The organism is Streptococcus sp. (assembly GCF_030825805.1).
GTDB lineage: Bacteria > Bacillota > Bacilli > Lactobacillales > Streptococcaceae > Streptococcus.
This window is the reverse complement of sequence record NZ_JAPJPF010000070.1, coordinates 1-3,350: the sequence shown is the minus strand read 5'-3', so window position 1 is coordinate 3,350 and position 3,350 is coordinate 1. Positions and strand designations below refer to the sequence as shown.

Annotated in this window: 3 protein-coding genes; 1 reads left to right on the top strand and 2 read right to left on the bottom strand. The window is 42.7% G+C overall.

What is annotated here, in order from left to right; all coding sequences use genetic code 11:
• Positions 1–63: 63 nt before the first annotated feature.
• Positions 64–540 carry a PTS system mannose/fructose/N-acetylgalactosamine-transporter subunit IIB gene (locus RCH62_RS08370; protein WP_003009322.1) on the bottom strand — a complete coding sequence of 159 codons (477 nt, stop codon included), beginning with the start codon at positions 538–540 and terminating at the stop codon, positions 64–66.
• Positions 537–2,324 carry a beta-galactosidase family protein gene (locus RCH62_RS08365; protein WP_306475019.1) on the bottom strand — a complete coding sequence of 596 codons (1,788 nt, stop codon included), beginning with the start codon at positions 2,322–2,324 and terminating at the stop codon, positions 537–539. The genes RCH62_RS08370 and RCH62_RS08365 overlap by 4 nt, the downstream gene beginning before the upstream one ends.
• A gap of 132 nt (positions 2,325–2,456) precedes the next feature.
• On the opposite strand from RCH62_RS08365, the gene RCH62_RS08360 reads away from it, so the two are divergent.
• Positions 2,457–3,173: a GntR family transcriptional regulator gene (locus RCH62_RS08360; protein WP_049472675.1), complete on the top strand. Its 717-nt coding sequence runs from the start codon at positions 2,457–2,459 to the stop codon at positions 3,171–3,173.
• The last annotated feature ends 177 nt before the right edge of the window (positions 3,174–3,350 follow it).

Genomic DNA, 3,350 nt, shown 5'->3' with positions numbered 1-3,350 from the left:
ACAAAGTAAGTAGTAAAATTTGCCACCATTGTATCATGACAATTTCCTCCTAAAAATTTTCTTTTACTTTAATAACTTCATAAAGTCTTCTGCAGTGTCGTTTGGCACCATCTGAGACGTAATCTTTACACCTTTTTCGTGGATCTTGTTGAAATCTTCCACATCCGCGTCCACCACATTGATCGAGCGGGTAATCGCACGTGTCTCATCAGATTGAGACATATTGCCGACATTCAGCGTTTCAAGCTGAACACCTGCTTCGATCAAACGAAGGAAACGATCAGGTTTGCGAGCTACGATAAAGAGTCGTTGGCTATCATATTTTCCAGCCAAGATATTTTCCGCAGCCTTTGCGACTGGCAAGATACTAAGCTTAACACCAGGTGGTGTCGCTAGTTTCAAGCCACTTTTTTCAATATCATTTTGAGCGACTTCATCATCGATCACCATGATACGTGAAACATTTAGTTTGGTAGTCCAAAGATTGGCTACCTGCCCGTGGATCAAACGTCCATCGATACGGCATCCTACAATAGTCATAAGTTTTCCCCCTTTACTTCTTTGAATGTAGGTTGTTGAACAAGTTGAAGTGTCTCTTGGTAACGCCCTTCTGTCTCAAAGACGATCAGGCTATTGGCTCCTTCTTTGAGGAAACCATGAGGCACATAAAGTGAAGTGGTCGGTCCGACCTCCCAGAAGCGGCCAAGGTTATGGCCATTGACAAAGACGACCCCTTTCCCAAATCCTGTCATATCCAGATAAGTGTCAAGGGTGTGGTCCAGCTGAAAATCATATCGGTAAAATGCTGGAGCACCTGCCTGCCATTCCTTTGAAAAATCGAGCTGACTGAGATCTTGTAAATCCAGTGGGTACTGCTTCCAATGAAGGTGGAAATGCAAATCCACACAGACACCTGTGCGAATGCCCTTGTGCTGGCTATCAGCCAAGAGCTTGTGCCCATAGTTGACACGGCCCATATTCTCAAGCAAGATTTTTAAATTCGTAACCGCTTTCTTTTTTCCTTTGATAAAAAGATCTTCACCGATCTCTGTTTGGTATTGCGTTGCTACATGTTGATCATCTAGGTAAATCTGTACCCGATCCCGGCCATCAATGATGCGCAGTTTTTCTTCTTCCGCATCCAACTCAAGGTCTGTCTCATATAGGAGATAACCTGTGGTTTGCCCCAACTCTTCCATCTTTTCAGGATAAAGGCTGGTCTCAACCTGAGCCAGATTGTCCAGATTCCCAAAAAGACTAGTCTTGGCTGCCAATTGCAAGGTTTGTTCTGGCAAACACTCTTTGATGAGTGGTTCTTGCTGTGGGTATTCCGGATAATAGGTCGCCATCATTTTTTGAATGACATAATACTTCTCCGTCGGATTGCCCTGTTCATTGAGCAAAGCCCCATAGTCATAGGAAGTTACCTGTGGCAAGTCTAGCGTTCCCCGAGCTGAGCAACCATTCATGAAGCCAAAATTGGTCCCGCCATGAAACATATAGAGATTGATGGAGCCGAGCTCCAAGACCTCATGGACAGCTTCTGCCAACTCCTCTGGGTCCCTTTGAATCACAGGTTCCTTCCAGCGGGTAAACCAGCCATCCCAGAATTCCATACACATCAAGGGCCATTTCTTGCCGTATTCGTCAAAGAATTCTTGCATCTGACCGAAGTTATAGGCTGCTTTGGAACCGAAGTTTCCCGTCACAAAGAGGTCTTCTTCTATCAAGGTTCCTGTTCTTAGCGTTGCTCGCCATGGTCCATCTGATGTAAAGAGAGGACAGGTCACGCCTTTTTCCTTCATCAAATCCCGAATGGCACGAAGATAATCCTTATCCTCTCCATAAGAGCCGTACTCATTTTCCACCTGCATCATGAGGATTGGACCACCCTGATCCACTTGGTAGGGTATCAACAAGCCAAGCAAGCGATCATAATAACGATCCACTGATTCGATAAAGGCTGGGTCAGATGAGCGGATTCGCAGGTCTTCTTCTAAGAGCCAGGCTGGTAATCCACCAAATTCCCACTCTGCACAGATAAAGGGCGACGGCCTTACAATCATGTAAAGTCCTAGGGACTGGGCTGTTTGAATGAAACGCTCTAAATCCAATCGACCACTAAAGTCAAACTGTCCTTTGCGGGGTTCATGCACATTCCAAGGGACATAGGTTTCAACCGTGTTGAACCCCAATGCCTTTAGATTATACAAGGAATGATACCAGTCTGCTGGGTCAATTCGGAAATAATGGATCGCTCCGGATAAAATCTTGAAGGGTTGATCTTTTAAATAGAAAGCATCGCGAATCTCAAAAACTCCCATAAACGCCCCCCTTTCTTATATGTAACCCTTTTCATTTATTAATATAATAAATTATTTAAAAAATGTCAACACTTTTATAAAAAATATGTTAAAATAGGGTTAAATAAGAGAAATCTAAAGAGAGGTAGCACTATGGCAATTCCAAAGTACCAACACATCAAAGATGAATTGAAGCAGCAAATTATCTCCGGAAAATTTGAAAATGGAGATAAATTTTATACTGAAGCTGAACTCATTAAAATTTATGATGTCAGCTCTATCACCGTTGTCCGTGCTTTGAACGACCTCGCTGCTGATGGCTACATTGTCCGTCAGCAAGGAAAAGGAACCTTTGTTTCTCGTGCTCGAAAACACAAACTGGTCGAATTTTCAGATGTTGAAACCTTCCCAATCCAAAAGGCCAAAGTCAAAGTTCTCTCTATTAAACGTGGAAATACCTTAAGCATCCTAGACAAACTAGGCCTCAACCCAACGCAATTCTACTATAAGATCGAACGGACTCGCCAGACAGGGGATGATACCTATATCTTCCACCAAACCTATGTTCCTGAACAATACATCAATCCAAACTATCCAAATTTGGAATACTACAGCTCTATCTATGATCGCTTCAAAGAAGACTACCACATTCATATGAATGACGAGCACTTCGAAGAAGTCAACGAAATCGTCTTTCCTACACCAAGCAAGGTTGCTAAAGTATTGAAGATCGACGAAAATTTCCCAACGGTCAAACAAGTGAAGACGACCAAGCTAGAAGCGACTGGCCAAATCCTTGAATACACGGAAACCTATAAACGCGGTGACTACTACAAGATCAAGTTCATCTCCTGTGACCGCGATCACTAAGAACCAAAAAGACTGAGACATCTCGGTCTTTTTTATAACTCCAGTATAGCATGTTAAAAACGATTTCTAAAGACCTCTTTAAAAATATATATAATTAGTGATAGTTTAGCTATAAAAAGTTTAAAAAGAGAGTGGGACAGAAATCGGTAATTCGTTAGAATTCGATTTCGTCGTCCC

What these genes read in the sequence shown, in the direction of transcription:
- RCH62_RS08365 (WP_306475019.1), bottom strand. Translation starts at nt 2,324, where the DNA reads ATGGGAGTTTTTGAGATTCGCGATGCTTTCTATTTAAAAGATCAACCC.
- RCH62_RS08360 (WP_049472675.1), top strand. Translation starts at nt 2,457, where the DNA reads ATGGCAATTCCAAAGTACCAACACATCAAAGATGAATTGAAGCAGCAA.
- RCH62_RS08370 (WP_003009322.1), bottom strand. Translation starts at nt 540, where the DNA reads ATGACTATTGTAGGATGCCGTATCGATGGACGTTTGATCCACGGGCAG.